The sequence below is a fragment of the Rubritalea marina DSM 17716 genome, from assembly GCF_000378105.1.
Taxonomy (GTDB): Bacteria; Verrucomicrobiota; Verrucomicrobiia; order Verrucomicrobiales; family Akkermansiaceae; genus Rubritalea; species Rubritalea marina.
In genome coordinates this window covers 1-26,839 of sequence record NZ_KB899269.1, presented here as the reverse complement: position 1 = coordinate 26,839, position 26,839 = coordinate 1, and the positions used below count along the sequence as shown (strand labels likewise).

The window sequence follows — 26,839 nt, the reverse complement described above, 5'->3', positions numbered from 1 at the left end:
ATGGTTACAAAATCACTGGCGAAGATGGTAAATTTCAACTATAGACAACCTAGAAGATGAGAACACAAGAAAAAGATCGAGAGCATTTCAGGGCTTTGATAGCTCAAAACGACAAATCTCTTGAGAGGTTTAGAGCGTGGATGATAGAGCCAAGTTTACCACAAGATAAAGTAAACAATGCGGCGTTTGCTATTTTCACCACGTTATTTAGCAAAATGAATGCTCAGTATTCCAGCGGAGCAGACTTGGATCCGTTTAAAGAGGACTTGGTGGTGATGCTGGATCTGGTGGAACGGTACTTTGCTGGTGGGCATAATAAATTCAAATCGCGTAAGAATCCTGACATCCATACCTACAATATGGACACATTCGATCAGCTCTTGTGGACGCTGTCGATCGCATTCATGTTAGGACTTCCCGAATCAGAATTCCAAAAGTTCGCCAAGGTCTTGGAAATTGATCAGGTGGAAGATAAACTCTTCAATTTCATCCTAGCTGCTGCCATCGAAGACCGCGGCTACGATCCTGAAATGCAGGAGAGTCACATCACCGAAATCCGCCAAACATTGAAAACTGCGTTCACCGCAGAGCCTGAAGAGGCGCAGAAGATCGTCAAGCAGTACATCAGCCCTGTATGGATGCGCGAGCACCGCAGCGCTGGTTGGTATGGCAATCACAAAGGGCCAGGCTATTCCGGCTATTGGTGCTACGAAGCGGCCGCCGTCACCTGCATTCTTGGCCTAGATGATTCCTCCTATCGAGATCATAAATACTATCCCAAGGACCTCGTGGATTACTACCGCGCCAATCAGTAACAAGATGCATCGAGCCTCAGATGCATCGAGCCTGGCCCCTTAGCCGGATGGTTTCTCAGCTGAGGCAATCTGCCAACAATGGCTAGATTATATCAATCGCTTCCCCGCGGCTGCGTGGTAGTCCCACCAGGAATCGAACCTGGATCCTCGGCTCCGGAAACCGATGTGTTATCCATTACACCATGGGACCGTCTCAAGCATCATGAGGCGTTTGCTACGCTGCTGCTAGACAGGGGAAGTAAGGCGGGAATGTGCTCCGCATACAACTATAAAATCCTTAGACTTTTTTGAAGGCTTTGTCCATGGCATCGAGGGTGTTGTCGATGTCTCCGGTGCTGTGTGCTAGGGAGATGAATCCAGTCTCGTAGGGGCTCGGGGCGATGTAGACTCCATCGTCCAGAAGCGCCCAGAAGAAGCGCTTGAATGCGTCCATGTCGGCGCCGTTCACATCGTCTACATTCCAGATTTCTTTGCCGGTAAAGAAGAGGCAGAACATGGAACCGACACGGTGGAAGGTGAAGCCAAATCCGTGTTCTTTCATGAGGCTACGGATGCCGTCTTCTAGTCGTGCTCCGGTGGCCTCGAGTTGGGTGTAGGCGTCTGCTGCTTCCAGTGCCTTGAGCTGAGCGAGACCAGCGGCCATGGCAAGTGGGTTGCCCGAGAGCGTGCCCGCCTGATAGACTGGGCCGATGGGTGCGAGGTGGTCCATGATGTCGGCCCGTCCTCCGAAGGCTCCTACTGGCAGGCCGCCACCAATGACCTTGCCCATACAGGTGAGGTCTGGAGTGATGCCGACGAGTTCTTGCACGCCGCCCTTGGCCACGCGGAAGCCAGTCATGACTTCGTCAAAAATGAGCACGGTGCCGTGCTTTTTGGTGATTTCGCGGAGGAATTCGAGGTAACCTTCACGCGGGAACACGAGGCCAGCGTTCGCTGGGAATGGCTCGAGGATGATGGCGGCAATTTGATCGCCAATGGCGTCGAATACTTCCTGCACTGCTTCCGGTTGGTTGTACGGCAGCACGATGGTGTGGTCTGAGAATGCCTTGGGCACGCCTGCTGAGTCTGGCTCACCGTGGGTGAGGGCGCCGGAGCCAGCGGCGACGAGGAGGTGGTCGACGTGGCCGTGGTAGCAACCGTCAAACTTGATCACTTTGTCGCGACCGGTGAAGCCACGTGCGAGGCGGATTGCGGACATGGTAGCTTCCGTGCCGGAGTTTACCATGCGTACTTTTTCTACCGATGGTACCCAATCGACAATCGTCTGAGCCATTTCGATTTCCCACGGGCAAGGGGCGCCGAAGGACACGCCGTCTTTGGCTACTTCGTGGATCGTTTGTGTGAGTTGGATGGGAGCGTGGCCGAGGATGGCAGGCCCCCAAGTGCCGATGTAGTCGATGTAGGTTTTGTTGTCTACGTCGGTGATTCGGCTGCCTGCTGCGCGGCGCACGAAGAAGGGATCGCCATCGACATTTTTGAAGGCGCGCACTGGTGAGTTCACGCCGCCTGGGATGACAGTTTTCGCTTTGGCAAAGAGTTTTTGTGAGAGTGGTCCGACCATGGTCTTGGATTTTCTATAGTTGAGTTAAAGTGGTGTTTAGCTGCGGTAGTGTTTCCAGGCTTTGAAGTTTTGGTAAGCAAACATGCCCATGAAGATGGTGCCGAAGATTGCTCCGATTTTGAAGGCAACGAAGCCGAAGATGACGGCGGTGACCATGCCGACCATGTGCACGGCGGCTTGGCGGCGTGGCCCAAGGATGGCAGAGAGCATTTGCCCACCATCCATCGGTAGGATCGGGAGGCAATTGAGCAATGCCCAGAAGATGCTGATCCCAATGAGGATGTTGGTAAATTCTTCGAACTCATTGTACGGCGTGCTGTTGAATCCCACGCCAAGGTAGACGGCACCAGCAAGTAGCAGCTGGAGGCCGGGGCCTGCTGCGGTCATGAGAAAGCCCTGAAGTCGGCTCAAAGCGCCCGCTGGGTAGGTGGCGTAGCCGCCAAAGCTCGCGAGTACGATGTTTGGTTTCACCTTGTAGGCTTTGAGCATGAGCGCATGGCCTAATTCATGGATGAGGATTGAAATGAAGCCGGCGATGACGAAGAGAGCAATTTGCAGAAGGAAATTGCTATCGCGCATGTCGGTACCGATGAGGCCGATGATGCCTAGAGTGATCCAGAAGCTGGGTTCTACGCGGATCGGGATGCCGAAGAGTCTAAGTTCAACCATGGTGAGTGTGTGGTGTTGGGAGTGAGGCGGCTTGGCTGCCTCAGCTAGGATTAAGCGCAGTGTAGGAGGTTGTAGGCGCTGAGCAAGGCTTTGAGGCCCGCAATCTCGATCGAGGTGTCGACCCCACAGCCCCAGAGGATGCCGCCTGTGTCGGAGCGTAGCTGGATGTAGGCTGCGGATTCTGAGTCTGAGCCGCCACGGATGGCGTGAGAGCGGTAGTCGGTGAGGGCGAAGTCTTTGAAGCCCTGAGTTTCGAGTGCACTGACGAAGGCGTTGATCGGGCCGTTGCCGGTGCCCACGATGTCTTTGGCTTCGCCGTGAAGCTCGATGCTCGCACGGCAGCGCACGTCCCCTCCTTCGAGGTGGTCGAGCTCGTAGCTAGTGATTTGGAGCGGGGACTCCACATTGACGAAGAGCTTGGCAAAGGCTTCATAGATTTCAGCTGCATCGAGTTCTTTGGCTTGAGAATCAGCAAGGTCGTAGATTGCCTTTCCAACCTGCGGGTGCATCGTCTTGGGGAGGTCAAACCCATGCTCGCGGTCGAGGATGTAGGCCACGCCGCCTTTACCAGACTGGGAGTTGATACGAATGATTGCTTCGTATGAACGACCAATGTCCTCTGGGTCGATGGTGAGGTAGGGTACTCCCCATTTGAGGCTGGGGTCTTCGTTGAGTTCTTGCTTGCGGCGGTCGAGGCCTTTTTTGATGGCGTCTTGGTGCGATCCAGAGAAGGCGGTGAAGACGAGCTCGCCCGCGTAGGGGGCGCGCTCGGAGACGCTCATGCGGGTGACGCGCTCGTAGACGGCGCGGATGTCTGCAAGGTTGCTAAAGTCTAGGCCAGTCTCGATGCCCCACGAGTTCATGTTGAGCGCGACATTGACGATATCCAAGTTGCCGGTGCGTTCGCCATTTCCGAATAGCGTGCCTTCGACTCGGTCAGCTCCGGCCATGAGGCCCATTTCGGTGGCGGCAGTGCCGGTGCCGCGGTCGTTGTGTGTGTGGAGTGAGACGTCGAGTGAATCGCGGCGTTTTAAGTTGCGGCACATCCACTCAATTTGGTCGGCATGGATGTTCGGCGTGGCCCACTGGACAGTGTCCGGTAGGTTGATGATCATTTTGTTTTCTGGGGTCGGTTCCCAGACGTCGATGACGGCGTTGCAGCACTCGACCGCGAAGTCGAGCTCGGTGTCGGAGAATGATTCCGGCGAGTACTGGAGCGCGATTTTTGTTTCGGGGATCGTCGGTGTGAGCTCTTTGACAAGCTCGGCGCCAGCTACGGCGATGTTGCGAATGTCATCCCGCGAAGCATCACTAAAGGTGACCTTGCGCTGGAGTGGTGAGGTGGAATTGTAGATGTGCACAATCGCGCGCTTGGCTCCCTGGATGGCCTCGAAGGATCGACGGATGAGGTGCTCGCGCGTTTGCACCAGGATCTGAATTGTCACGTCCTCTGGGATGCGATTTTCTTCGATCAGGCGGCGGCAGAAATTGAACTCGGTATCGGCGGCGGAGGGGAAGCCGATCTCGATTTGTTTGAACCCAATACGGCAAAGAAGTTCGAAGAATTCGAGCTTTTCTTCCACGGTCATCGGCTGTGGGAGTGCTTGGTTGCCATCGCGTAGATCGACCGAGCACCAGATGGGTGCAGAGAGGATCTGCTGGTCTGGCCAGGTGCGGTCAGTCAGTGGAACGGTTGGGAACGGGCGGTATTTGCTGATGTTGTTGGGATTCATGATCGTAGCTCAGCTGCTGCTGAGCGGTGTTACGTTTTATGTTTTAGGTGTTATGTAAAACAAAGCAGGGGTGAAAGGAAAAAGGAATGAACTTGGTGGATCTTGAGCGCCTTGGTGCTCAACGCGGGCAAGGCGCGGGGGCTTGCGAGCCTGGCTGGTGTTACTCAGGTTTGCGATAGCGCGCGCGTTCTACCACTTTGCCTTCCGCTTCCCACTGGATTTGGAAGTCGGTCTTGGGGTAGTAGAAGGCGTCTTCTGGCCAGTCGAGTTTGTCAAATTTTTGGAACGTTTCCATTTCTTCGAGCGTCCATTCGAAGTACTCTGGGTGGTCGGTCTTGAAGCAGAACTCCCCACCTGGCTTGAGTGCTTTGAATAGCGATGCGAGGAAGCCCTGTTGGATTAGGCGGTTCTTGTGGTGGCGTGCTTTGGGCCATGGGTCTGGGCAGAGCAGGTGGAGGCGGTCGATCGAGTTTTCTGGAAAGAGCCACTCGATCACGTAGGTTGATTCAAGGCGCAGTACCTTACAATTATCTAGACCATGTTGCTGAGCCTTGCGGCAGACTTTTTTCACGCGACCCAAGAGGCGCTCAACCGCAAGGAAATTGCGATCTGGGTGATGCTGGGCCATGGCGATGGTAAAGGATCCATCGCCGCAGCCTAAATCGATTTCCAGTGGCTTGTCGTTGCCGAAGATGCTGTGTGGTTCCAGGCGCGCGAAGTAATCATCAGGCATGAATTCGCAGGGGACTGGTTGGCGCTGCTTGTCGCTGGTCATGGGCGGAGTGTGCTAATACTTTTTTTCAGATGCAAGACAAGATCTAGTGTCCCGTGATTGCTGTGTTTTTTTGTGGTCCAATGTGAGGGTGAATGGGAGAAAGATTCTCTAGCAGTTTTTTTGAATCCATGGTTTACTCTTATGGTATGAACCCGATGCATTCCTTTTTATCGATTAGTTTGCTTTGCAGTGCCGCTTTTTCTGTTGTCTTACCGGCCAAGGAGGCCGAGCTAGGTGAGCAAGCGATGGTGGTGATTGGTGAGGTGGAATGGATTGGGATTGCTGAGGCTGCATTCTCCTATTCATCTCGCATTGATACAGGAGCCACGACTTGCTCGATCCATGCGGAGAATATTAAGGGTTTTGAGCGCGATGGAGACAAGTGGGTACGCTTTGATTTGGTTGATCCCAATGGTGAGGAGCGCAAGACTTTAGAGAAGCGCGTGCAACGTGTGGCGGAGATTAAGCGTCACGGGGCTGAAGCCCAGAAGCGCTACGTGGTGAATCTCCACGCTGTGTATGCCGGGTATGGGGCGGAGTTAGAATTCTCCCTAACCGATCGATCTGCCTACACCTACCCACTTTTGGTAGGGCGTAATTTGTTACGCGGCACGGCGATGGTCGATGTGTCGCTGAAGAACACGCTGGCTAAGCCTGAATTCAAGAAAAAATAAGGAAGGCAATCACGATGAAATCTAGAGTTCAGCTACGCACCTTGATCTTCCTACTGCTGATGGTGGGGTTAGGTACTGCGTTCTACATGCACAAAAAGATCGGCTATCCCTTTGTGCCGCGAGAGAAGGTCCCGGTTTGGACGATTGAGGCGAAGGTGGAATTTGATGCACTGGATGAGCCGGTGAAAGTGAGCTTGGCCATCCCGGGGGAGCAGGCGCTCTATGGGGTGCTAGACGAGAGTGCGGCCTCCGATGACTATGGTTATAACCCAGGCTTGAACAGCAAAGAGGATGTGACTTTCCGCAAGGTGGTGTGGTCAAAGGAGCAGGCCGAGGGTAAGCAAGAACTCTACTACCGCGTGAATATTTTTCGCCGAACGCAGGCGGTACAATTAATGGGGGACGTGCACCTGAACGAAGTCGACCCAGGCTATCGCGAGGGACCACTGGCGGTGGCTGCAGATCAGTTGATCGCAGAGGCGCAGAAGTACTCTGCAGATATGGAAACCTTTGTGGCTCATCTCAATGGGCTTTTTGCGAAGAAGGACAACCAAAATGTGCAGACTTTGCTGGCGGGTAATACGAGCGCGCTGGCTCGCAATCGCGTCTTACTCAATGTGGCACTCAAGGCTGGCTATAACGCGCATTTGATCCGCTACTTGGAACTCGGAGAAACCGCCAACCGTGTGCCTTTGCAGTCGGCCGTGTTCTTGCATGAGGGCGAGCAAAGTATTCTTGCCGAGTTTGGTCGGGTGCAGCCGATTGAGACTGAGAATTTACTGGCGTGGCAGCGCGGTGGTCCAGCATTACTTGAGGTAGAAGGTGGTGAGAATGTGCGGGTAGCCTTCGCCATGCGGGTGCAGCAATTGCCGGCGACGATCGTGCAGCAATCTGCAGCGAAGAACCACCTAGCAAGCTTCTCCTTGTTGAACCTTTCGATCGAACAGCAGAATGCATACGGTTTGTTGTTGATGATTCCCTTCGGTGCGCTCGTTGTTGTATTGATGCGCAATATCATTGGGGTGAAAACATCAGGTACCTTTATGCCGATTCTGCTCGCGATGGCATTCTTGAAAACAGATCTTTTACCGGGTTTGATGCTCTTTGCCTTGGTGGTGAGCGTCGGCTTGATTGTGCGTAGCTACCTCTCGAAGCTCGACCTCTTGCTGGTGCCTCGCATCTCGGCTGTGGTGATTGTGGTGATCGGGATCATGGTAAGTTTTGGGGTGCTGGGTGCGAAGTTTGAGCTAGGCATTGTCGAGTCAGTGACCTTGTTCCCTACGATCATTCTGGCGTGGACCGTTGAGCGCCTTTCCATTCTATGGGAGGAAGATGGCCCCAGTGAAGTGGCCTTGCAGACGAGTGGGAGCTTGTTGGTGGCTGTCATCGCCTACTGGGTCATGGGCAATAGCACCTTAAAGTACCTGGTCTTTGTGTTTCCCTCATTGCTCTTTGTGGTGCTGGCGGTGATTCTCTCGCTGGGTCAATACGCTGGCTATCGCGTCTCTGAGTTGATGCGATTTGCTCCATTTTTTGATGACGGCAACGACGCGGGGGGGAAGGTTTGATGTTATTTTCACCAAACCATTGGTGTCGTCCATCGCAGCTGCGTGCGGCGGGGATCCTCGGGATGAATCGCCGCAATGGGCACTACATTGCGCGCTACAACCGACGTGAACTCTACCCTCGAGTGGACGATAAGTTGAAGACCAAGTTGCTTGCTAAACAATTTGGCCTGCAAGTGCCTGAGCTCTACGGCGTGGTGGGACGGCAGTCTGATGTGTCCAATCTTGCGCAAAAGCTGGAGGGGCGTGAGCAATTTGTGATCAAGCCTACTCAGGGTAGCGCAGGTAAGGGGATTCTGGTGGTGACTGGCCGTGAGGGACACGAGTTCTTGAAACCCAGTGGAGAACGTGTGGTGATGCGTGATGTGCGTCGGCATGTCAACAACACGCTGAGTGGTCTCTACAGTCTGGGCGGGAGGAATGATAAGGCGATGATCGAGTACGCCATTGAATTTAGCGATGCCTTTGATGGCTTTTCCTACCAGGGGGTGCCAGACATTCGCGTGGTTGTTTTCCAAGGATTCCCTGTGATGGCAATGATGCGTCTGTCTACCGCTGCTTCAGATGGTAAGGCAAACCTCCACCAAGGCGCGGTGGGAGTTGGGATTGATCTAGTAACTGGCCGGGCCTCACGCGCAGTGCAATACGGGCGTCGGGTGGATGTTCATCCAGATACTGGGCGGAGTCTTAGCGAGCTTGTGGTGCCGGATTGGCAGCCCTTGATGGAGCTCGCGGCTCAGTCATATGAAATGACGGAACTAGGCTACCTCGGGGTGGATATCGTGTTGGATAAATCAAAGGGGCCTTTATTATTGGAGTTGAATGCTCGTCCCGGCTTGGCCATCCAAGTGGCGAATCACGCTGGGCTGAGTCCGAGGCTCGAATTGATTGAGCGTCTGAGTCGCCACGATCGCACGATGATGCGGGCGGAGGGTCGCATCGCATTTTCTCAAGAGAAATTTTGCTAAGCCTTGTGGCGTTCTCTATCATATTTGGGCTTGTGCCCAATGATGATCCCAGTGATCTTTAAGTTATGGATAGTGAGCGCTTGATGGTGGCAGCTGAGGGGTATTTGCAATTGCAGATGGCAGAGGAAGCGCTTCAGGAATTAGAGAACCTCAGCGGTAAGGAAGCACATTCTCTACGCAGTCTAGAGTTGCAGCTTGCTGCGTTTATGATGATGGGTGAATGGTCGACCGGAGCTAAGCTCGCGATGCAGCTCTGTCGTATGAGCCCACAGCAGCATTCCTATTTTCTGCACGCAGGGTACTGCCTCCACGAGTGTGGCGATACCTTGCTTGCTCGCTCGGTGCTCGAGAGTGGTCCTCTCAGCCTCCAGTCTGACGCACTCTACCATTACAACATGGGCTGTTATTGCGCGGTGCTGGGGGAACTCGATCAAGCCCGCACATTTGTATTGGAGTCGTTTGAGATGGATCCGGAGCTGCGTAAACAAGCTGCAAGTGACGATGACCTGAAGGGTCTCATGCTAGAGGAACCCGGATAGGGAGGCATGTGAGTCCTACGTCTGGGGGAGCTTTGTTGCTGGTGTTTGAATGTGAATGCGTGAGCTGTGCTAAGGTGCTGCGGCCCATGCCCTTGAGCTTGAGTCACTCAGATTGTGTGTTTTTTTCGTAATATATAAATAGTTGGGTTGCCAAATCGCATGCAGCACTATATGGACACCTGCAAGTAACTCGGCATCCTGCCGAAACACGAAAGGACCATTCATATGGCAACAGATCTATCAAAATACAGAAACATTGGTATCTTCGCGCACGTTGATGCGGGTAAGACAACTACGACAGAGCGTATCCTCTCCCTTACTGGTAAAATCCACAAGATTGGTGAAGTTCACGATGGTGAGTCCACCACTGACTTCATGGAGCAGGAAGCTGAGCGTGGTATCACCATTCAGTCAGCAGCAACTACATGTTTCTGGAAAGACCACCGTTTTAACATCATCGACACTCCTGGACACGTTGACTTCACTGTAGAAGTTTACCGTTCCCTTAAGGTTCTCGATGGTGGTGTTGGTGTATTTTGTGCTTCTGGTGGTGTTGAACCTCAGTCAGAAACTAACTGGCGTTATGCTGATGAGTCCGAAGTTTCCCGCGTGATCTACGTGAACAAGCTCGACCGTATTGGCGGTGACTTCTACCGCGTGGTTGATCAGGTGAAGAACATCCTTGGTGCTGTGCCACTCGTGATGGTTCTGCCAATCGGTATCGAGTCCGATTTCGTTGGTGTTGTTGATCTTCTTACACGCAAGGCGTGGGTATGGGATGATTCCGGTCAGCCAGAAAACTACGAAATTCAAGACGTTCCTGCCGACATGGTAGACAAGGTTGAGGAATACCGTGCACAGCTTATCGAAACTGCTCTTGAGCAAGACGACGAGCTTATGATGGAATACCTCGAAACCATGGAAGAACCTGCAATGGAAGACATCAAGCGTTGTATCCGTAAGGGCACAATCGCACTCGATTTCTTCCCAACTTACTGTGGTTCCTCATTCAAGAACAAGGGTGTGCAACTCGTTCTCGACGCGGTTGTTGATTACCTCCCGAACCCAACAGAAGTTGACCCACAACCAGAAGTTGACCCAGAAGGTAACGAAACTGGTAAGTTTGCTGAAGTGACTACTGACGGACCACTTCGTGCTCTTGCATTCAAGATCATGGATGACAAGTTCGGTGCGCTTACATTCACACGTATCTACTCAGGTGTGCTTAAGAAAGGTGATACCGTTCTTAACAGCTTCACAGGTAAGAATGAGCGTGTTGGACGACTTGTGGAAATGCACGCTGATGAGCGTACAGAGCTCGACTCCGCGCAAGCAGGTGACATCATCGCTCTCGTAGGTCTCAAGAACACTCAAACTGGTCACACACTCTGTGATCCTAAGTCGCCTGCGACTCTTGAACCAATGGTGTTCCCTGAGCCGGTTATCTCCATGGCTGTTGCTCCTAAGGACAAAGTGAATGCTGAGAAGCTCGGTGTAGCGATCGGTAAGATGGTTGCGGAAGATCCATCCTTCTACGTCGAGACAGACGAAGATTCAGGTGAGACTATCCTTAAGGGAATGGGTGAACTTCACCTCGACATTAAGGTAGACATCCTCAAGCGTACACACGGTGTTGAAGTAACAGTAGGTGCTCCTCAGGTGGCTTACCGTGAGTCCATCACGAAGACAATCACTGATTCTTACACACACAAGAAGCAGTCCGGTGGTTCTGGTCAGTTCGGTAAGATCGACTACACCATCGAGCCAGGTGAAGCAGGTACTGGCTTCGAGTTTGAATCTAAGGTTGTTGGTGGTAACGTTCCTAAGGAATACTGGCCAGCAGTTGAGAAAGGCTTTAAGCTTTCTATGGTTCAAGGTGTTCTTGCTGGATACCCAATGGAAGACATCAAAGTGACTCTCACTGATGGTGGTTTCCACGCAGTTGACTCCTCCGCAGTGGCATTCGAAATCGCAGCCAAGGCTGCTTACCGTTCCTCCATCCCTAAGGCTGGTCCACAGATCCTCGAGCCAATCATGAAGCTCGACGTCTTCACTCCAGAAGAAAAAGTCGGTGACGTGATCGGTGATCTTAACCGTCGCCGTGGAATGATTCAGTCACAGGAAACCACTCCATCTGGTGTGATCCGCATCAAGGCTGAAGCTGCACTTTCTGAAATGTTCGGTTACATTGGTGACCTTCGTACAATGACATCTGGTCGTGGTCAGTTCTCCATGGAGTTCTCCCACTACGCACCATGTCCGAAGAACGTTTCTGAGCAGGTGATCAAAGAAGCTGCTGAGCGCGACGCGTAATCCGCGTAGCTAGCTTAGTCTCTATCATTTATTCAAGCGCCCGTGGAGTTATCCATCGGGCGCTTTTTGTATGGTCTAGGTAAGATGTAAAAAATAATTTTGCAGGTTTGACAAGGGCTAGGGGTGTCAGGTTAGGCTAACGATTACATATAGGCTACATGGCTTGCACAGGTAGCCCCTACACACCAAACTTTAAAACCTACACAGGATGACAGAAGAGAATAAAGATAAGACCCAGCCACTCGAGACTGAGCCATTGACTAGCTCGATGATGCGCAAGACATCGTCTGTGCCATTGCGTAAGGAAACGGTACGTGTGACCTTGAAGTCTGTGCCGACTGGAGCTCTTGGGAATGCTACTGAAGCCCAAGCTGCCAAGCCATCTGTACCTGCTCCTGCACCACCTAAGCCTAACGTGCCTGCTCCTGCAGCCATGACTCAGGATACCAGCCCACAGTCAGCGAAACGTCCAGAGGCGAATCCTAACATTCCAGACGTGACTTCTGCCGTGCCACTCAAGCAAGAGACGATGCGCGTGACGCTCAAGGCTGATCCAACATCTCAGACATCGGTAAAGCCGGCACAGCCAGGTAAGCCAGTGGAGCAGACACCAGTGGCAGGCAAGAAGCCATCTGCACCTGTAAAGCCAATGACTCCTGAGTCAGCAGCAGCACCAGCAGCACCGAAGCCACCAGTATCTTCCGTGCCGGACGTGACTTCTGCTGTGCCACTCAAAAAAGAGACCATGGCAATCACGCTCAAGGCTGACCCTACGGCAAAAACGAATCTCAAGGCTCCGGCGCCTCAAGCTCCAAAGGCTGGAGCTCCAGCAGCAAAGCCACCAGTGGCAGGCGCACCAGCGGCGCCAAAAGCTCCAGCGGCACCAGTTGCGGGTGCGGCACCGAAGATGGCGAGCCCAGCTCCGACTATCGCACTCAACACTCCAAAGTCGTCAGCACCTACAAAGCCGCTCGGTACTCCAGCAGCTTCACAACCGCTTCCTCAAGCGACAGTGCAGCTCGACAAGACGCAGCAGCTTAAGAAGCCGAATGCTCCTGTAGCAGGTGCTAGCACCGTGCATGTAGCTGGTACCACAGACGAAGAGGAAGTAGCCCCAAGTAAGGCCGTGCTTTACCTTGTGGCAGCATGTTTTGCGCTCTCTCTCTTTGTGCTTTTCGCGCAATTTAGTCAGGCCATGGTTTGGGTGAACGAAGACCACGGTGGTCAGATTGGTGCGATCTTCTCATCAGACAACTAAGTCGGGCGGTGCGTCCGCATGACCCATTTACAACCACTCAGGCTCGATTGCTTGAGTGGTTTTTTTGTTTGAGGGTTTGTGCTGAGGCGCATGCTACGCCATACTAGCTGTTATGAAGTCTTTGATCCTCATCGCATTGTTGTTCAGTGCCTCTGTGTTGCAAGCAGGATTGGATGATGACCCAGATGTGGTGATGCTTGGTGAAGCTGAACGCATGCCATTGATGGTGGTAGAGCCTACCGTGGTCTATGCAACCAAGAAAGGTGGAAGACGTCTTGGTGTGTACCCCATGCAGACCAAGTTGACGCTGCTAGGGATGACTGAGCGGGCATATAAAGTCAAAGGAAAGGCCAAACACAGTAAAGTCACTGGGTGGGTTTCGCCGAAGCACCTCGCGGCTCAGGAGCCTCAGTTTGTTGAGTCCCTCAAGCAGCACTATCAGCGCGAGATGGAGATTCGCGAGCTTGTTGCAAAAAAAGAGGTGGCGATCGGCATGACGCTGGATGAAGTCCGACGCTCGATTGGTGACCCAACAAAGAAAGAAAGCCGCCTCACCAAAGAGGGAAGTTCTGGTACCTGGGAGTACATCAAATCAGAAGAGCGGAAGCATTATACCACCTACCGTGATGCATTTTCTGGGCAAGTATTTAGACGCTTTTCTCACATCACTCAAGAGGTGACCGAGAAGCTCACCCTGGAGTTTGATCAAGACGTTGTCACCACGATTACCACCCTGGAAGATCAAGGTGCTGGGAATGTGCGTATCGTTGTTCCTCCGGTGATTTTTGCTTGGTGATACGCACACTATTGCAGCATGAGTGATACAAAAAAAGCGCGCCGCTTATGAAGAGGCGCGCTTTGGATGGATTGATTTGTGTGTCCGTGCTGATTTGATAGAGCCAGCGAAACAATTAGAGGAAGTACTCGACGCCTGCTCTGAAGAGCGGCTGGTGCTTGTCCCCAGGGATGTTCTTGGCTACGTGTTCGCCACGGCGTTCGGTGTGGCCCATCTTGCCGAGGACACGACCACATGGTGAGGTGATGCCTTCGATGGCGTAGAGCGAGCCGTTCGGGTTGTAGCGGATGTCCATGGATGGATTGCCAGCGAGGTCGGTGTACTGGGTGGCAATCTGGCCATTGGCGGCGAGTTGCTTGACCTCTTCCTCGGTGGCGTAGAACTTCCCTTCACCGTGCGAGAATGGCACTTGGTGGAGGTCGCCTACTTGGGTGTTGGCAAGCCATGGTGACTTGTTGGACGCGATGCGTGTGGTGGCGTAACATGCGATGTGGCGGCCGATGTCGTTGAAGGTGAGTGTTGGTGCGCCCGGTTGTGGGTCGCGGATTTCACCGTAAGGAACGAGGCCGGTTTTGATCAATGCCTGGAAGCCATTACAGATGCCGAGCACGAGTCCGTCGCGGTTCTGGATGAGGTCCATCACGGCGTCGCGCACGACTGGGTTGCGCAGCACGGTGGCAATGAACTTGCCGGAACCGTCTGGCTCGTCACCTGCGGAGAATCCACCAGGCAGCATGAGGATCTGTGATTCGTTGATCTGTTGGGCCAGTGCCTTGAGCGATTCTTCGACGTGGCTTGGGCTGAGGTTGCGGAACACTTCGATGCGTGCGTCACCGCCAGCTTCGTTGAACATCTTGGCTGAGTCGTACTCAGAGTTGGTGCCAGGGAAGCAAGGGACGACGACCTTGGGCTTGGCTCCAGAAACGAGCTTGGCTGATTTGCCAGCTGCTTCGCCATTGAATGAGAAGGTTTCGAGCTCATTGTGTGCCACTTCGGTATTCGACGGGTAGGTGGACTCGAGCGAACCGGTCCAAGCCGCGAGGAGCGCTTCGATTTCGAGCGCTTCGCCATTGACGCTGAGGGCTGCGGAGTCGGCAGTTTGGCCGATCTTTTGAGCATTGAGCTCAGCTGGAAGCGTGGCGCCAGCCTTCACTTCTACCAGGAAGTTGAAGTAGCCTTCGCTGAAGAGCGCTTCTTCTGCGAGCTCGACAGTCGCGCCTAGCTTGTTGCCGAAGCTCATCTTGGCGAGGCCTACCGCGACGCCACCTTCCGCGAGGCTGTGCATCGCATTGATGGAACCAGCAGCATTGGCCGCGTGGAGGAGTTCTGCAATTTCTTTGAGCTTGCTGAAGTCAGGAAGGAGGTCGGCGTTGCGTGGCGTGGTCACGAGGTAGAGCTCGGAGCCAGCTTCTTTGAATTCTGGGGAAACCGCGAGTGTGGCCTTTCCGGGAGCGACTGCGAAGGACACGAGTGTCGGTGGCACGTCGATCTCATTGAAGGAACCGGACATGGAATCCTTACCGCCGATGGCGCCGAGACGGAGCTCGTTCTGCGCGGTGAAGGCACCGAGGAGTGCGGCGAAGGGCTTGCCCCAGCGCGCTGGGTTGGTGCCAAGCTTTTCAAAGTATTCCTGAAGGGTGAGACGGACATCGCTGAGGCGACCACCAGCAGAGACGATGCGACAGACCGATTCTGTCACTGCGTAGAGCGCGCCGTGGTATGGCGACCAAGTGGCGATGTTCGGGTTGAAGCCCCAAGACATGAAGGAACAGGTGTTGGTGTTGCCCGCGATGAGTGGGATCTTTGCGACCATGGCATCGGTAGGAGTGAGCTGGTGCTTGCCGCCAAACGGCTGGAGCACGGTGCCGGCACCTACGGAGCTATCGAATTGCTCGCCGAGACCTTTCTGACCACAGGAATTGAGGTCGGAGAGGGCGGTGATCCATTTGTCTTTGAGACCTGAAGCAGCAGCGACGGAAGCGATTGGCTTGCCGAGCGGAGTTTCTGTGCTTGGTGCTTTGACTTCTACTTGGGCATCGAGGGTGACGCCATTGGTGTCGAGGAAGGCACGCGAGAAATCTACGATCTTTTTGTCGCGCCAGGTGATGACGAGTCTGCCTGAGTCGGTGACGTCGGCGACTTTCACACATTCGAGGTTCTCTTTGTCACACTCAGCGAGGAAGTACTCGATGGTGGAAGGATCCACACAGATCGCCATGCGTTCTTGGGACTCGGAGATTGCGAGCTCGGTGCCGTCGAGGCCGTCGTACTTCTTGAGTACTTTGTCGAGGTTGATTTCGAGCGATGGAGCGATCTCGCCGATGGCGACAGAAACACCACCAGCACCGAAGTCGTTGCAGACTTTGATTTTCTTAGCGAGCTCAGAGTTGCGGAAGAGGCGTTGGACCTTGCGTTCGGTTGGCGCGTTGCCTTTCTGCACTTCAGCAGAATTGTCGAGAGCGGTGTCGGTGTGTTCTTTGGATGAACCTGTGGCACCACCCACGCCATCGCGGCCGGTGCGACCTCCAATGAGGAGGATCACATCGCCATTGGCTGGGCTGCCACGGAATACGTTTTCCTTGGGGGCTGCTGCCACTACGGCTCCGATCTCCATGCGCTTGGCCACGTAGTTCGGGTGGTAGACTTCAGAAACTTGGCCAGTCGCGAGACCGATCTGGTTGCCGTAGGATGAGTAACCGTCAGCAGCGCCTTTACAGATCTTACGCTGCGGAAGCTTGCCCGCCATGGTGTCGGCAAATGGGGTGCGCGGGTCGGCGGCACCGGTCACGCGCATCGCTTGGTAGACGTAGGAACGGCCGGAAAGGGGGTCGCGGATACAACCGCCAAGACAAGTCGCCGCACCACCAAATGGTTCGATCTCAGTCGGGTGGTTGTGGGTCTCGTTCTTGAACATGAGGAGCCATTCTTGCTCTTCGCCATCGACGTCCACTGGGATGACGATGGAAGCAGCATTGATCTCTTCAGAAATTTCCACGTTGTCGAGCTCGCCAGTCTTGCGCAGCTCTTTCATGCCCATGAGAGCGATGTCCATGAGGCACTCTGGGCGGGTGTCGATCTTGTCGCCGTAGACGTCTTCGCGCGTCTCTTGGTACTTCACGTAGGCTTGCTTGACGTACTCGGTGCCATCTTCGAATGCGACCTCATTGAGGCGGGTGGCGAAGGTGGTGTGGCGGCAATGGTCAGACCAATAGGTGTCGAGCATCTTGATTTCTGTGATGCTCGGGTTGCGGCCTTCTTCATCGCGGAAGTAACGTGCGGTGAAGATGAAATCTTGGGCGCTCATGGCGAGGCCGAGCTCGTTGCGCTTGGCAGTGAGTTCTTCGTCGTTGGAAGTGATGAACCACTCGAGAATCTCGACGTCGGCTGGCGTAGTGACTTCCTGGGCGAGCGACTCAGGCTTTTCCATGGTCGCTTCGCGGGAATCCACGGCATTGATCACGTAGTCTTTAACGGCGCTAAGTTGGTCACCAGAAATAGAACCTTTGAGCACAATCACACGAGCGGATACCACGATGGGTGCTTCTTTCTCGGTGAGGATCGTCACACACTGGGCGGCGGAGTCGGCGCGTTGGTCGAACTGGCCCGGAAGGTATTCCACAGCGAATGCGACTTCGTCAGCTGCAATGCTAAGTTCGGCGCTGGATGTTTCTACCTGTGGCTCTGAGAGGATGAGCTGCGATGCCTTGGCGAAGTCTTCGTCACTGAGGCCATCGATGTCGTAGCGCTGAATCACGCGCACGCCTTCAAGGTTGGTAAGAGCAAGGTTCTCTCGGAGGTCGTGGAGCAACTCTTTTGCTGGTGAGTTGAACTCAGTTTGTTTTTCGACAAAAACGCGATGCATTGTACTGGATAATGGTTGGATTAGAACGAGATGTTTCTGAGATGTGGGTAGGGGATAATTGAGCAGTGAGCAAGTGGGATTTACGACTATTTGAGGCTGGTGAGAACTGTGCCTTGCTAGATCTGGAAATGTGGCTGTCCTTTGACATTGAGTCGCTTCGGATAATGAGGTAAATTTACCGTTCAATGTTGAAGTATTCCTCCCTTCTTTTGATGTTGGTTCTCGGGTTCACGCTGCGTGCTGCTGAGTCACCCACTACTTACCAAGTCAATAAAGCCTCTCTCAAAGATGTGGCCAAAATCTACCTCGCCTACGAAGCTCGCCACACCCGCGAGCCGGGGATGGAGGCAGATCTTAAGCTGCCCGATGGCAAGCAATTCGTCTCGATGCGCCAAGCCAATCATTCAGAGGAACAAGCATGCTGGGTCTATCCAGTGAGCCTCGGCTTAGAGATCAAGATTGGCACCCCGCAGAAGCGCGTCATCGTCATCGCCCCAGAGCCGCAATTTGGGCGCTACCTCCTCGCCACCGAGGATCTAAAAATCCATTCCTATTATCGTAAGGATATTCAGCGGATCCTAGATGCTATCCAGGCTCGCAAGCTAAACGATGGGAACTAAGGTGCTTGCTTCTAATCCTCCATCCCAGGCCGCTTACGCAGCTTCTTTTTATTCGAGTTATTGCGCTTGGCCTTGAGCATGCGGTTCTTGGAGTTGCGCGAGCGTGGTCGGTTGGTGCGGCGGTTTTTTTCGCGGGCGTCTTTCTTTTCGTCGGCGGCTTGGCGGTAGAGTGATTCGAGCTTGCGGATGAGTTCGCGTCGAGCGAGCTGGCGGTTGGTGTCACGCGATCGATCTCCTTGGCATTTGACTTCGATGCCAGTGGGGTGGTGCTTGAGGTAGACGCAGCTGGCTGATTTGTTAATTTTCTGTCCACCAGCGCCTGATCCTAGAATAAATTTTTCGGTGATCGTGGTCGGTGGTGCCCCGAGCTTGCGAAGCTGGGCGTCGATGTCCTCGGGGGTGGGCATGTCACTCGTTTGAAGCTTTGACTCGGGAGAGGTTTTGTTGGATGCCGGTGTGGAAGCCGTCGATGCTATGTTGGTTTTTTTTGAGCCAATAGTCTTCAATACCTAATGGTCCTTTTTTCTCTGCCCATTTGTCCAGCGCATTTCGGTCGCCTTGATACTCGAAGTTTGGAACGGCCATGCCGCAGGAACTTTGGACGAGTTCGATCTCTTGGATGAACATTTGGCGTGCCCCTGGGTTGGCTGGGAATTTGGCGTAGAGTTCATGCCACTCCGGGTCATTGAGGTGGACGGCGCGTGCGCGGCCGTAGCAACGAAGGATTTTTGGAGCTTCGTCAAAGGAGCATAGCATGATTGTCATGCGGTTGTTGAGCAGTGTGTGCGCGGCGGATTCATTGCCGCTCCCGGTGAAGTTGAGCCATGCGATTTTGGTGGGGCTGAGCACGCGGAGTGAGTCGCCTCCTTTGGGGGAGATGTTGACTTGGCCTGAGTCGGCAGCGGTGCCGACGAAGAAGATGTGTTGACGTTCAATGAATGCGATGTGCTTGTCGTCGAGTTCTGCGAATTGTTGGCCCATGGGGAATGAGGTCTTAAGCGGTTTAGAGTTTAGATTTTTCGAAGAGGATTGATCCAGAGGCAACGACTAGGTGAAACATGCCGAAGGATAAGATCATGAAAAAGTTGGCGAGTTGGATCGGGTGGATGAGGTCAATGGTGCGCTGAGCTACAATGCTAAACGAGAGGCCTAGGGCGAGCATTAGGATGCCAAGGAAACGTGTGGATTTGGTGCAGTACATGCGGATGCTGAGGAGAGCGACGCCATAGCAGGCGATCCACAAGGAGGCGGTGAGTGGTAGCTGGCGTACGTCCGCAAAGGCAATGCTGGTTCCGGTGACCGCTCCGAGCAACAGGGCTGGGGCAAGGCTGCGGAAAATGTGAGCCAGGTGGCCATGGTGACTCTCTGCCCGATCTTGTTTGTTGCGTTGTTCGACCTTGGATTGGCGTGAGCGCAGTGCACTCGCCACGATGATGGGAGCGAAGGCGGCGAGCATCCAGGTGCCAATCCAGGTGCCGGTGGTGATGTGGTATTCACTGATCCCTGTGTGGATGTTGGCTTTGAAGGTGAGGGCGGCACCAATCGTGATGGAAAGGATGCCGATGAAAAGCTGGGTGGGGATGAGGATGGCACGGTGTTGTTGGCTGTGAAGCATGATCGATTGAACGATCTCAACGTGCTCTGGGGCTTGCTTTGGTTTTGACACAGGCATGGGTATAGAAAAAAAGCGATTCGAGTGGAAGGTCGAATCGCTTGATTGTGATGAATTGAATCGTTACTCGATCGCGAAATTATTCACGGCCAGTGAGCGACATGAGAATCTGAAGTACGTACCAGAAGAGAAGTGCGATGGAGGCGAAGAGGCCGAGGGACGCAGCGACGTATTGGTTGGTCTGGTAGTGGTGGATGATGTTGCTGGTGTCGCGCAGGATGGCGACGCTAGCGAAGATAGCCATCGCTCCCGCAAAGATTAGGCCAAGTTGGAAGCCAAAGATCATGGAAGCAAAGATCAAACCAAGAGCGACAAACCCGCCGATGGTGAGGAAGCTATTGAGGAAGGAAAAGTCTTTCTTTGTCACGAAGGCGATGGCGGTGACTCCGGCGCTCAGGGCGAGGGTGATCACTGCGGCTTGGGTGATGATGCCTGGGAAGTAGGTGGTCGCTAATAGGAGCATCGGTAGGAAAATGATTGCTTCAGCGACGACGAATAGCCCCAATCCGAGGTACTGGGTGCTGAGCTTGGTGCTGCTGACCGCCCACTTGCTGGCTAGGAAGGACACGCCCATGTAGGCGATGAGGACGATCCACCAGTTGCCCATCATTAGGCTGGCGAGCCCGATCATGGCTGGAATCTGAAGGAAGACAGCCTCAAGGAGTGCGAAGGCCAAGATGGAACCTCCGAGGTGAGCGTATGTCTTGCGGATGAATGCGGCGCGGGCGTCTACTGGCTGCGCTGCTACGGTGTATGGTGATGCGTATGTTTGCATAGGTTTCAAAGATGCTGGTACATTGGCTTAGCCAATTTGTAAGTTCAAGCGATTCCGTTAGCCAAATTTGTCTAAGTTTGCTGAGGGACGGGGGGCTTTGTCGTCAATGGTAACAGCAGAAAGAGTACCACTATCGGCGAACGGCTGCTTGGTAGCGCATGATGCCCTCAGCGATGCCTCGTGCCACGCGGTATTGGTAGCTTGGAGAGTGGATAATGCGTGCTTCCACTGGGTGGGACATGAAGCCTCCTTCCAGAAGAATGGCGGGGTGCTTGACGCTGGTGAGTACGCTGTAGCGTGCGCGCTTGATCCCGCGATCAGGAATCTTCACGGACTTGGTTTGTTGCAGTGTGCGACCGTGGATGGCTGTCGCCAGGGCGATGTTGGCTGAGTCGTGGTAGTTGCCATTCTGGAGCTTGTGGTCGGAGGCCCGGACGGAGCGACCATAGTGAGCCACGCCCTGTGGTGACAGGGTGAAGGTCTCGATGCCGCGTGCTTTGCGGCGCCCACCCGCATTGAAATGAATGGAGATGAAGATGGCGTTGCGGTAGCGGTTGGCAATGTTCACGCGTTGTTGCAGTGTGAGGTAGCGATCGCTCTCACGCGTCATGATCACCTTGAAGCCTTGGGCGGTGAGGATGTCGCGAACTTTGCGCGCGACGTTGAGGTTGTAGGTTGATTCTCTACCGTATTGGTTGCGCGCGCCAGCGTCCTTGCCGCCGTGTCCAGGGTCGAGTACGACGGTGGTGAAGTTCCCAGCGCGGCCGATGTAGGAGGGGCGGAGTACTGGGTCGATTAGTTTTGATAGATCGATTTGAGAGACAAGCATCCTGCCTGAATGTTCTACCACCGGGTTGGTGAGGATGAACTTCACTCTGTTCATGAAGCATTCCTGGCTGTTGATGGTGACCTGCATTTTCACCGCAGAGTTGGTCAGAATGCCAGATTTCCCCTCTCGGCTGTAGCGGCTAAACTTATAGAATGTCTTGATGCTATTGAGGGTGACGTAGGGGGTGCCGCGCACGTTCACAGTCTCCCACTTTGCAAATGCTTCGAGCGGCATAAGAAGTGTGACGATGACCAAGAGTAATCGTAGTGCTGTGTGATTCATGTGTAGGGCATGCTTCGTTGCCTAACATCAACAAAGTTGAAGCTTGGGCATTTAAGCTAGGCATAAAATAAAGAATTCCTGAGTCACTTGGCAAACTCTAATTTTTCTGTGGCAGCTGATTTAAGCCCTGAGACTTGCTAGGCTTGTCCCCCCAAAGATGATTGAATAGCGAAAGTTTTGTTTGGATATCCAAGTAATATAGTTCTGCGGATAAAATCCTCACGTAAGACAAGACAGCATTGATGATGTATGGTATAGATCAAGAAAGTATGGAGGATAAGGATAAGAACCAAGACTCAGATGACGTTGTCAAACAGAGCTTTGCTAAGACGCGCAAGAGTCTGATCGCGAAGCTGGATAACTGGGAGGATCAGCGTACTTGGGACGAATTTTATCAGACATACTGGCGTTTAATTTATTCTGTGGCGATCAAGAGCGGCTTGCGTTCTGAGGAGGCCTTTGACTGTGTGCAGGAGACGATCCTATCGATTGCCAAGCAATCGAAGAAGAATCTCTATGACCCTTCTCAGGGATCCTTCAAGGCGTGGTTGATGAACATGACGCGCTGGCGTATCAATGATCAGTTCCGCAAGCGCAAAAAAGACACCGCGATGGGGGGCGACGATTACGAAGAAGGTCGGAAGACTGCGGTGATTGACCGGGTGGAAGATCCGCAGGGAGATGTGCTCGGCCGTCTCTGGGAAGTGGAGTGGAAGAAGAATATCGCCGACGCTGCACTGGCGCGCGTGAAGGCTCAGGTGTCACCCAAGCAATACCAGATTTTTGACTACTATGTGGTGAAGCAATGGAATGTGTCTAAGGTGCAGAGTCATCTCGGGGTGACCCGAGCTCAGGTCTATTTGGCCAAGCATCGGGTGGGATCTATTTTGAAGAAAGAGCTAGAGAAGCTCAACGAAGATGACGACTAACCCACGCTTAAACGTTCACATTCCCGATCATGAGGTGCTGCGCAAAATTGGTGGTGGTGCCTACGGCGAAGTGTGGATGGCGCGCAGTGTGACCGGCGCCCTGCGCGCCGTGAAAGTTGTGTGGCGTGAGGATTTCGATGATGAACGAGGCTTTGAGCGCGAGTTTGATGGGATTCTGCAATATGAGCCATTATCCCGTGATCATCCGGGGTTGGTAAATATTCTCCATGTTGGGCGGAGTAAGGAAGGGCAGGAGCCATTTTATTACTACGTGATGGAGTTGGGGGATGACTACCTCACTGGCATAGAGATCAATCCGGTGGAGTATGAAGCTCGCACCTTACGTTCGGATGTGTTGCATGCTGAAGGGCAGCCGCTTGCGGTTGATGCGTGCTTGGATGTGGCATCCCGTTTAGGCGACGCCTTGCAGCAGTTGCATGCGAATGGCCTGGCGCACCGTGATGTCAAGCCGTCGAATGTGATCTTTGTCGATGGTAAAGCGAAGCTGGCCGACATAGGCTTAGTGGCGCCGCGTGACCAGCGTACATTCGTCGGGACTGAAGGGTTTGTGCCCCCTGAGGGGCCGGGTTCGGCTCAGGCTGATCTCTACAGTCTTGGCAAGGTGCTTTACGAGATGGTGTCAGGAAAGGATCGTCTCCAGTTTCCCGAGCTTCCAGACGAGTTGCCGAGCGGTGATGAGCGGAAGCAGTGGCTGGCGCTCAATCAGGTGATCTGTGATATTTGCGAACCCCGTCAGTCAAAACGTGAAATCCAGACGGCATCGCAATTCGTGCATGCAATTGAGCGGATTCAGGCGGGGAAGCGTGTGTCGAAGCGTCGCTCTGCCATGTTGGTGCGTTCAGTAGCAGCTTTGTTGGTGATCGGGCTAGCCGGCTTTGGCGCCTATTCGATGTTCCCAGGTAAGGGTGAGTTAGAGGGAGAGAAAGCAGTGATAGTGGCTCCTGTGGATCCCAGCCCAGGCCCCGAGCTTATAGATTATGAGTATTGTGCAGTGCGTGTCACAAGCCTGCCACAACATGCCGAAGTGTACGAGAATGGAGTACGCATTCACGGCGTGACGCCTACCGAGTTTCGCGATTTTATGCCGGGTGATGAGGTGTCCTATCGCTTTGAAAAGGTGGGGTACAAGCCACTAGAGAAAACATACACGATCCCGAATCAGGCGAGTTTTTTGATCTTCGAACAGCTTCAAGTATTTAGGCCTCCAGTGGAAAACCTGATGTGGAAAGGTCCGTTTTCGGTCAACTACACTCCGCAGGGAGAGGAGCATGTTTCGGGTCTCTTACACATGGTGCATTATAAACGCTTTCTTAAGGCCACTGGTGAAGATGATCTCGGCAGGTATGCCACGATTAGTGAGAATGGAGAGAAGATCAAGATAGCCTTGCTCCAGCCTGAGCAGGCGCAGCGCTACATCGAGTGGCTTGAGGGGCGGGCTCGTGCAGAGGGCTTGATCGAAGACAAACACATGCTCACGTTTAAGTCAGATCCAGATCTAAAAGCGACTGGTTACACTGAGGTGATGAATGCTCAAGGGTTTGCGCCGATCCGCAGTGTGGTGAAAAAAATCCCATACGCATCGATCGAGCTCACTTCGATACCCGGGGGGGCGCGGGTCTATGTGAATGGAAATTTTCAAGGACTCACTCCTATTTTGCTCAGTGAACTTCGTCCGAAGTCCCTTGAGGTAGAGATTCGTGAGGATGGTTTTAAGAAGTTCTCGCAGGTGGTGACGCTGAAAGATTATGAAGAGTTTCAGCTAAATGCTGTGCTCGAAGCAAACCATGGCGTGGTGTTTGGTGAACCGTGGCGCAATAGCCTTGGGATGGAATTTGTACCCATCAATCCCTCGATGATGGGAGGTGCTTATGAAGTGCGTGTGAAAGATTATTTGAAGTTTTGCAAGGAAGCCAATCACCGAGCGCCCTACTACAGCCGTGCACCAAACTTGGAAGATCATCCCATTGTGAATATCACGCGTGACGAGGCTGAGGCATTTTGTGTGTGGCTGACACAAGTCGAGCGTCAGTCAGATACGATCAGTGAGGCGCACCGGTATAGCCTGCCCACCGACCTGCAATGGAGCGAGATGGTTGGATTTGAAGAGGATGCCGAATTGAGCCCACTTGAGCGCGATCTTGAGGCGCACAGTGATCCATCGATCAGTGAACGTTTCTTCTGGGGGGATGTGTTCCCTCCACTTGAGGCGGTGATCAACATCGCTGATGAGGCCGCAGGCCTCTCGGTGCACACCCCCAAAGACCGCACAATCGATGGTTATTACGATGGGTATGCACAGACGGCACCGGTGGGCAGTTTTGGTGCAAATGACTTAGGTCTTTACGATATGGGAGGCAATGTCTCTGAATGGGTGGCTGAAGATTACGATGACTCTGGGGAGCTCGCGCTGACCCGCGGCGGTAGTTGGACGACATTCTTTCCGCGGCATCTGCGAGTCTGGTCGAGAAGTGTGATGCCGAGAGGTCAACGCTCTTCCGATGTGGGCTTCCGTATCGTCTTGCTCGATGAAGAGGAGACGCTCGACCCTGAATTAGGGAATGTGGATGCGGTGGAAGCTGGCGCTGATTCAGAAGAATAAGCTGCACGAGCAGTCGCTCGCTTAGCTTGTGTTGTTAGCTTATGGAAATTTGAAGCAATGAGCTGACTTTTGAAGTGATCGGTGGTATATTCATCGTTCTATGAAATGTTCAGATGTTCGTGAGATTGATACTGTTACAAGTTTTCTCAAACAAAAAGGTCAACTCCACTGTGCCGTGGTGCAAGGGCTGGATCTGACAGAGGTAGACATTGATTGGCAGCGTCTCGACTTTAGAGGTGCCGTTTTTCTAGGATGTCATTTCCCTAAAACTGTGACTGCTGAGTTTTTGATCGAGAATGGCGCGATGATTTTCCCTCAGATCCCTAACCTTCCCTACAACAGTTATCGTAGGAAGCTCTACACGCATGGTGAGTTAATGGAAGGCTGGACGCCTAGGGTGGATCGTAGTGTCGATAAGCGCATCTACGATCATTTTGTGAAGAAAGGAGGGTCAAAGGCAGATATACTCGAGTCATTGGCCCAGAGACTTCACGACCATGCGATGGATGATGGTGTCCGTGATTTATTGAATGGCCGCACCGAAGGGGGAGAAAAGAAAAAAGTGGTTGGGATCATGGGGGGACACGGTGAGTCACGTGACTCACACTTCTACAGGCAAGTGGTGCGGATAGCTTGGAAGCTGAGCCGCTCTGGATACTTCATCGCCACTGGTGGCGGACCAGGTATCATGGAAGCTGCCAATCTAGGTGCTTGGTTGATGGATCAAAGTGAAGATGAGGTGGAAGAGGTGATGGAGATGATAGCTGCTGCACCTTACTTTGAGTCGCCCAAATACCTCGTGCTTGCACAAAAGGTGCTAGATCGTATCCCTGAGGGTGGCTCAAGCCTCGCAGTCCCGACGTGGTTCTATGGTCATGAACCTACCAACCTATTCTCCAAACATGTCGCCAAGTACTTCTCGAATTCAATTCGTGAAGATGGCTTGTTAGCGATCGCTTCACATGGTGTGATCTTCGCCCCCGGCAGTGCAGGGACCACACAGGAGATCTTCATGGATGCGGCCCAGAATCATTACATCACCTATGGCAAAACCAGCCCGATGGTCTTTCTTGGTGAGAAGCGTTACAAGCGCGACACCATGCTATATCCGTGTATCAAAGATCTCGCTCGAGGCCACCAGTATGCAGAGATGCTCTTCTGTTCGGATAAAGTCGATAGAATCGTCAAATTTATCGAGACCCACCCACCCAAGTAAGCTAAGGGCCACGACACTAACCAAGAAATACCCAAAGTGAATTTATTGAAAATGCAGTGGTTTATGGACGGGCTTGAATAAAAAGTGAAAAAAGGTGCCGAAATGACTTGCGTGACTCTGAGGAATATGTAGATTGCGCCCCGCCTCACCCGCCAAGGGGAGCGCAGGAGAAACTCGCTAAGTTGATCCGGAGCACGGCTCCGCAAGTTACCAAGTTTCCCTGAATCGAGATCTTTAACACATCATGGCTTGCTTAGAATGCAGAGTTTGACTCTGGAAGGTTTAAGTAAGTGGAAGAGGAAAGACTGAATTGTGCGCTGCGGTTCTAGAGATAGAGACGCAGGCAAGATTGAAGATCTTAAACGGGT

The 26,839-nt window shown here is 53.3% G+C and carries 22 protein-coding genes and 1 tRNA gene; 12 read left to right on the top strand and 11 right to left on the bottom strand.

What is annotated here, in order from left to right; all coding sequences use genetic code 11:
- Window positions 1-56 precede the first annotated feature (56 nt).
- Window positions 57-815, top strand: coding sequence for a PoNe immunity protein domain-containing protein (locus F454_RS0113325; protein ID WP_083913040.1), 759 nt, complete (start codon window positions 57-59; stop codon window positions 813-815).
- Between the two features lie 115 nt (window positions 816-930).
- Here F454_RS0113325 and F454_RS0113320 read toward each other — a convergent pair.
- From F454_RS0113320 to trmB, 5 genes are all read right to left on the bottom strand, one after another.
- Window positions 931-1,005, bottom strand: a tRNA-Arg gene (locus F454_RS0113320).
- An 87-nt stretch (window positions 1,006-1,092) separates the two neighbouring features.
- Window positions 1,093-2,376 carry a glutamate-1-semialdehyde 2,1-aminomutase gene (gene hemL, locus F454_RS0113315; protein WP_018971152.1) on the bottom strand — a complete coding sequence of 428 codons (1,284 nt, stop codon included), beginning with the start codon at window positions 2,374-2,376 and terminating at the stop codon, window positions 1,093-1,095.
- Window positions 2,377-2,412: 36 nt separating this feature from the next.
- Window positions 2,413-3,045 carry a metalloprotease gene (locus F454_RS0113310; protein WP_018971151.1) on the bottom strand — a complete coding sequence of 211 codons (633 nt, stop codon included), beginning with the start codon at window positions 3,043-3,045 and terminating at the stop codon, window positions 2,413-2,415.
- A gap of 50 nt (window positions 3,046-3,095) precedes the next feature.
- Window positions 3,096-4,778, bottom strand: coding sequence for a 2-isopropylmalate synthase (gene leuA / locus F454_RS0113305; protein WP_018971150.1), 1,683 nt, complete (start codon window positions 4,776-4,778; stop codon window positions 3,096-3,098).
- A gap of 160 nt (window positions 4,779-4,938) precedes the next feature.
- The gene (gene trmB / locus F454_RS0113300) at window positions 4,939-5,553 is read right to left on the bottom strand and encodes a tRNA (guanosine(46)-N7)-methyltransferase TrmB (RefSeq protein ID WP_018971149.1); all 615 of its coding nucleotides are present in this window, start codon (window positions 5,551-5,553) and stop codon (window positions 4,939-4,941) included.
- A gap of 155 nt (window positions 5,554-5,708) precedes the next feature.
- Here trmB and F454_RS15270 point away from each other — a divergent pair, with 155 nt between their 5' ends.
- The 7 genes from F454_RS15270 (at window position 5,709) to F454_RS0113265 (ending at window position 13,666) form a co-directional block, all read left to right on the top strand.
- A complete protein-coding gene (locus F454_RS15270) occupies window positions 5,709-6,227 on the top strand; it encodes an ATP-dependent zinc protease family protein (protein ID WP_169334408.1) in 519 nt (172 codons plus the stop codon).
- A gap of 14 nt (window positions 6,228-6,241) precedes the next feature.
- Window positions 6,242-7,795 (top strand): inactive transglutaminase family protein, encoded by a 1,554-nt coding sequence (locus tag F454_RS0113290; protein ID WP_018971147.1) that lies wholly within the window; start codon window positions 6,242-6,244, stop codon window positions 7,793-7,795.
- The gene (locus F454_RS0113285; protein ID WP_018971146.1) at window positions 7,795-8,760 is read left to right on the top strand and encodes an alpha-L-glutamate ligase-like protein; all 966 of its coding nucleotides are present in this window, start codon (window positions 7,795-7,797) and stop codon (window positions 8,758-8,760) included. Before F454_RS0113290 ends, F454_RS0113285 begins: the two co-directional genes overlap by 1 nt.
- Before the next feature lie 65 nt (window positions 8,761-8,825).
- Complete coding sequence (locus F454_RS0113280; RefSeq protein ID WP_018971145.1) at window positions 8,826-9,299, top strand: tetratricopeptide repeat protein; 474 nt, start codon at window positions 8,826-8,828, stop codon at window positions 9,297-9,299.
- Window positions 9,300-9,524: 225 nt separating this feature from the next.
- Window positions 9,525-11,612 (top strand): elongation factor G, encoded by a 2,088-nt coding sequence (gene fusA / locus F454_RS0113275; RefSeq protein ID WP_018971144.1) that lies wholly within the window; start codon window positions 9,525-9,527, stop codon window positions 11,610-11,612.
- A gap of 208 nt (window positions 11,613-11,820) precedes the next feature.
- Window positions 11,821-12,870, top strand: coding sequence for a hypothetical protein (locus F454_RS0113270; RefSeq protein WP_018971143.1), 1,050 nt, complete (start codon window positions 11,821-11,823; stop codon window positions 12,868-12,870).
- A gap of 112 nt (window positions 12,871-12,982) precedes the next feature.
- Window positions 12,983-13,666, top strand: a complete 684-nt coding sequence (locus F454_RS0113265; RefSeq protein ID WP_018971142.1) for a hypothetical protein — start codon at window positions 12,983-12,985, stop codon at window positions 13,664-13,666.
- A 115-nt stretch (window positions 13,667-13,781) separates the two neighbouring features.
- Here F454_RS0113265 and F454_RS0113260 read toward each other — a convergent pair whose 3' ends face one another.
- Window positions 13,782-17,528, bottom strand: a complete 3,747-nt coding sequence (locus F454_RS0113260; protein ID WP_018971141.1) for a phosphoribosylformylglycinamidine synthase — start codon at window positions 17,526-17,528, stop codon at window positions 13,782-13,784.
- A 185-nt stretch (window positions 17,529-17,713) separates the two neighbouring features.
- Here F454_RS0113260 and F454_RS0113255 point away from each other — a divergent pair, with 185 nt between their 5' ends.
- Window positions 17,714-18,148: a hypothetical protein gene (locus F454_RS0113255; protein WP_018971140.1), complete on the top strand. Its 435-nt coding sequence runs from the start codon at window positions 17,714-17,716 to the stop codon at window positions 18,146-18,148.
- Window positions 18,149-18,159: 11 nt separating this feature from the next.
- On the opposite strand, the gene F454_RS0113250 is transcribed toward F454_RS0113255, so the two are convergent.
- From F454_RS0113250 to F454_RS0113230, 5 genes are all read right to left on the bottom strand, one after another.
- On the bottom strand, window positions 18,160-18,555 hold the full coding sequence (locus F454_RS0113250; RefSeq protein ID WP_018971139.1) for a peptide chain release factor family protein: 396 nt from the start codon (window positions 18,553-18,555) through the stop codon (window positions 18,160-18,162).
- Between the two features lies 1 nt (window position 18,556).
- Window positions 18,557-19,129 carry a pyridoxamine 5'-phosphate oxidase family protein gene (locus F454_RS0113245; protein WP_018971138.1) on the bottom strand — a complete coding sequence of 191 codons (573 nt, stop codon included), beginning with the start codon at window positions 19,127-19,129 and terminating at the stop codon, window positions 18,557-18,559.
- Window positions 19,130-19,151: 22 nt separating this feature from the next.
- Window positions 19,152-19,820: a hypothetical protein gene (locus F454_RS0113240; protein WP_018971137.1), complete on the bottom strand. Its 669-nt coding sequence runs from the start codon at window positions 19,818-19,820 to the stop codon at window positions 19,152-19,154.
- Window positions 19,821-19,899: 79 nt separating this feature from the next.
- Window positions 19,900-20,595 (bottom strand): Bax inhibitor-1/YccA family protein, encoded by a 696-nt coding sequence (locus F454_RS0113235; RefSeq protein WP_018971136.1) that lies wholly within the window; start codon window positions 20,593-20,595, stop codon window positions 19,900-19,902.
- Window positions 20,596-20,725: 130 nt separating this feature from the next.
- A complete protein-coding gene (locus tag F454_RS0113230; protein WP_018971135.1) occupies window positions 20,726-21,706 on the bottom strand; it encodes an N-acetylmuramoyl-L-alanine amidase family protein in 981 nt (326 codons plus the stop codon).
- 269 nt (window positions 21,707-21,975) lie between these two features.
- On the opposite strand from F454_RS0113230, the gene F454_RS0113225 reads away from it, so the two are divergent.
- The 3 genes from F454_RS0113225 (at window position 21,976) to F454_RS0113215 (ending at window position 26,471) form a co-directional block, all read left to right on the top strand.
- Window positions 21,976-22,635 (top strand): sigma-70 family RNA polymerase sigma factor, encoded by a 660-nt coding sequence (locus F454_RS0113225; RefSeq protein WP_018971134.1) that lies wholly within the window; start codon window positions 21,976-21,978, stop codon window positions 22,633-22,635.
- Window positions 22,625-25,255, top strand: coding sequence for an SUMF1/EgtB/PvdO family nonheme iron enzyme (locus F454_RS0113220; protein WP_018971133.1), 2,631 nt, complete (start codon window positions 22,625-22,627; stop codon window positions 25,253-25,255). The genes F454_RS0113225 and F454_RS0113220 overlap by 11 nt, the downstream gene beginning before the upstream one ends.
- Before the next feature lie 100 nt (window positions 25,256-25,355).
- Window positions 25,356-26,471, top strand: coding sequence for an LOG family protein (locus F454_RS0113215; RefSeq protein ID WP_018971132.1), 1,116 nt, complete (start codon window positions 25,356-25,358; stop codon window positions 26,469-26,471).
- The last annotated feature ends 368 nt before the right edge of the window (window positions 26,472-26,839 follow it).

What these genes read in the sequence shown, in the direction of transcription:
- F454_RS0113325 (WP_083913040.1), top strand. Translation starts at nt 57, where the DNA reads ATGAGAACACAAGAAAAAGATCGAGAGCATTTCAGGGCTTTGATAGCT.
- hemL (WP_018971152.1), bottom strand. Translation starts at nt 2,376, where the DNA reads ATGGTCGGACCACTCTCACAAAAACTCTTTGCCAAAGCGAAAACTGTC.
- F454_RS0113310 (WP_018971151.1), bottom strand. Translation starts at nt 3,045, where the DNA reads ATGGTTGAACTTAGACTCTTCGGCATCCCGATCCGCGTAGAACCCAGC.
- leuA (WP_018971150.1), bottom strand. Translation starts at nt 4,778, where the DNA reads ATGAATCCCAACAACATCAGCAAATACCGCCCGTTCCCAACCGTTCCA.
- trmB (WP_018971149.1), bottom strand. Translation starts at nt 5,553, where the DNA reads ATGACCAGCGACAAGCAGCGCCAACCAGTCCCCTGCGAATTCATGCCT.
- F454_RS15270 (WP_169334408.1), top strand. Translation starts at nt 5,709, where the DNA reads ATGCATTCCTTTTTATCGATTAGTTTGCTTTGCAGTGCCGCTTTTTCT.
- F454_RS0113290 (WP_018971147.1), top strand. Translation starts at nt 6,242, where the DNA reads ATGAAATCTAGAGTTCAGCTACGCACCTTGATCTTCCTACTGCTGATG.
- F454_RS0113285 (WP_018971146.1), top strand. Translation starts at nt 7,795, where the DNA reads ATGTTATTTTCACCAAACCATTGGTGTCGTCCATCGCAGCTGCGTGCG.
- F454_RS0113280 (WP_018971145.1), top strand. Translation starts at nt 8,826, where the DNA reads ATGGATAGTGAGCGCTTGATGGTGGCAGCTGAGGGGTATTTGCAATTG.
- fusA (WP_018971144.1), top strand. Translation starts at nt 9,525, where the DNA reads ATGGCAACAGATCTATCAAAATACAGAAACATTGGTATCTTCGCGCAC.
- F454_RS0113270 (WP_018971143.1), top strand. Translation starts at nt 11,821, where the DNA reads ATGACAGAAGAGAATAAAGATAAGACCCAGCCACTCGAGACTGAGCCA.
- F454_RS0113265 (WP_018971142.1), top strand. Translation starts at nt 12,983, where the DNA reads ATGAAGTCTTTGATCCTCATCGCATTGTTGTTCAGTGCCTCTGTGTTG.
- F454_RS0113260 (WP_018971141.1), bottom strand. Translation starts at nt 17,528, where the DNA reads ATGCATCGCGTTTTTGTCGAAAAACAAACTGAGTTCAACTCACCAGCA.
- F454_RS0113255 (WP_018971140.1), top strand. Translation starts at nt 17,714, where the DNA reads ATGTTGAAGTATTCCTCCCTTCTTTTGATGTTGGTTCTCGGGTTCACG.
- F454_RS0113250 (WP_018971139.1), bottom strand. Translation starts at nt 18,555, where the DNA reads ATGCCCACCCCCGAGGACATCGACGCCCAGCTTCGCAAGCTCGGGGCA.
- F454_RS0113245 (WP_018971138.1), bottom strand. Translation starts at nt 19,129, where the DNA reads ATGGGCCAACAATTCGCAGAACTCGACGACAAGCACATCGCATTCATT.
- F454_RS0113240 (WP_018971137.1), bottom strand. Translation starts at nt 19,820, where the DNA reads ATGCCTGTGTCAAAACCAAAGCAAGCCCCAGAGCACGTTGAGATCGTT.
- F454_RS0113235 (WP_018971136.1), bottom strand. Translation starts at nt 20,595, where the DNA reads ATGCAAACATACGCATCACCATACACCGTAGCAGCGCAGCCAGTAGAC.
- F454_RS0113230 (WP_018971135.1), bottom strand. Translation starts at nt 21,706, where the DNA reads ATGAATCACACAGCACTACGATTACTCTTGGTCATCGTCACACTTCTT.
- F454_RS0113225 (WP_018971134.1), top strand. Translation starts at nt 21,976, where the DNA reads ATGGAGGATAAGGATAAGAACCAAGACTCAGATGACGTTGTCAAACAG.
- F454_RS0113220 (WP_018971133.1), top strand. Translation starts at nt 22,625, where the DNA reads ATGACGACTAACCCACGCTTAAACGTTCACATTCCCGATCATGAGGTG.
- F454_RS0113215 (WP_018971132.1), top strand. Translation starts at nt 25,356, where the DNA reads ATGAAATGTTCAGATGTTCGTGAGATTGATACTGTTACAAGTTTTCTC.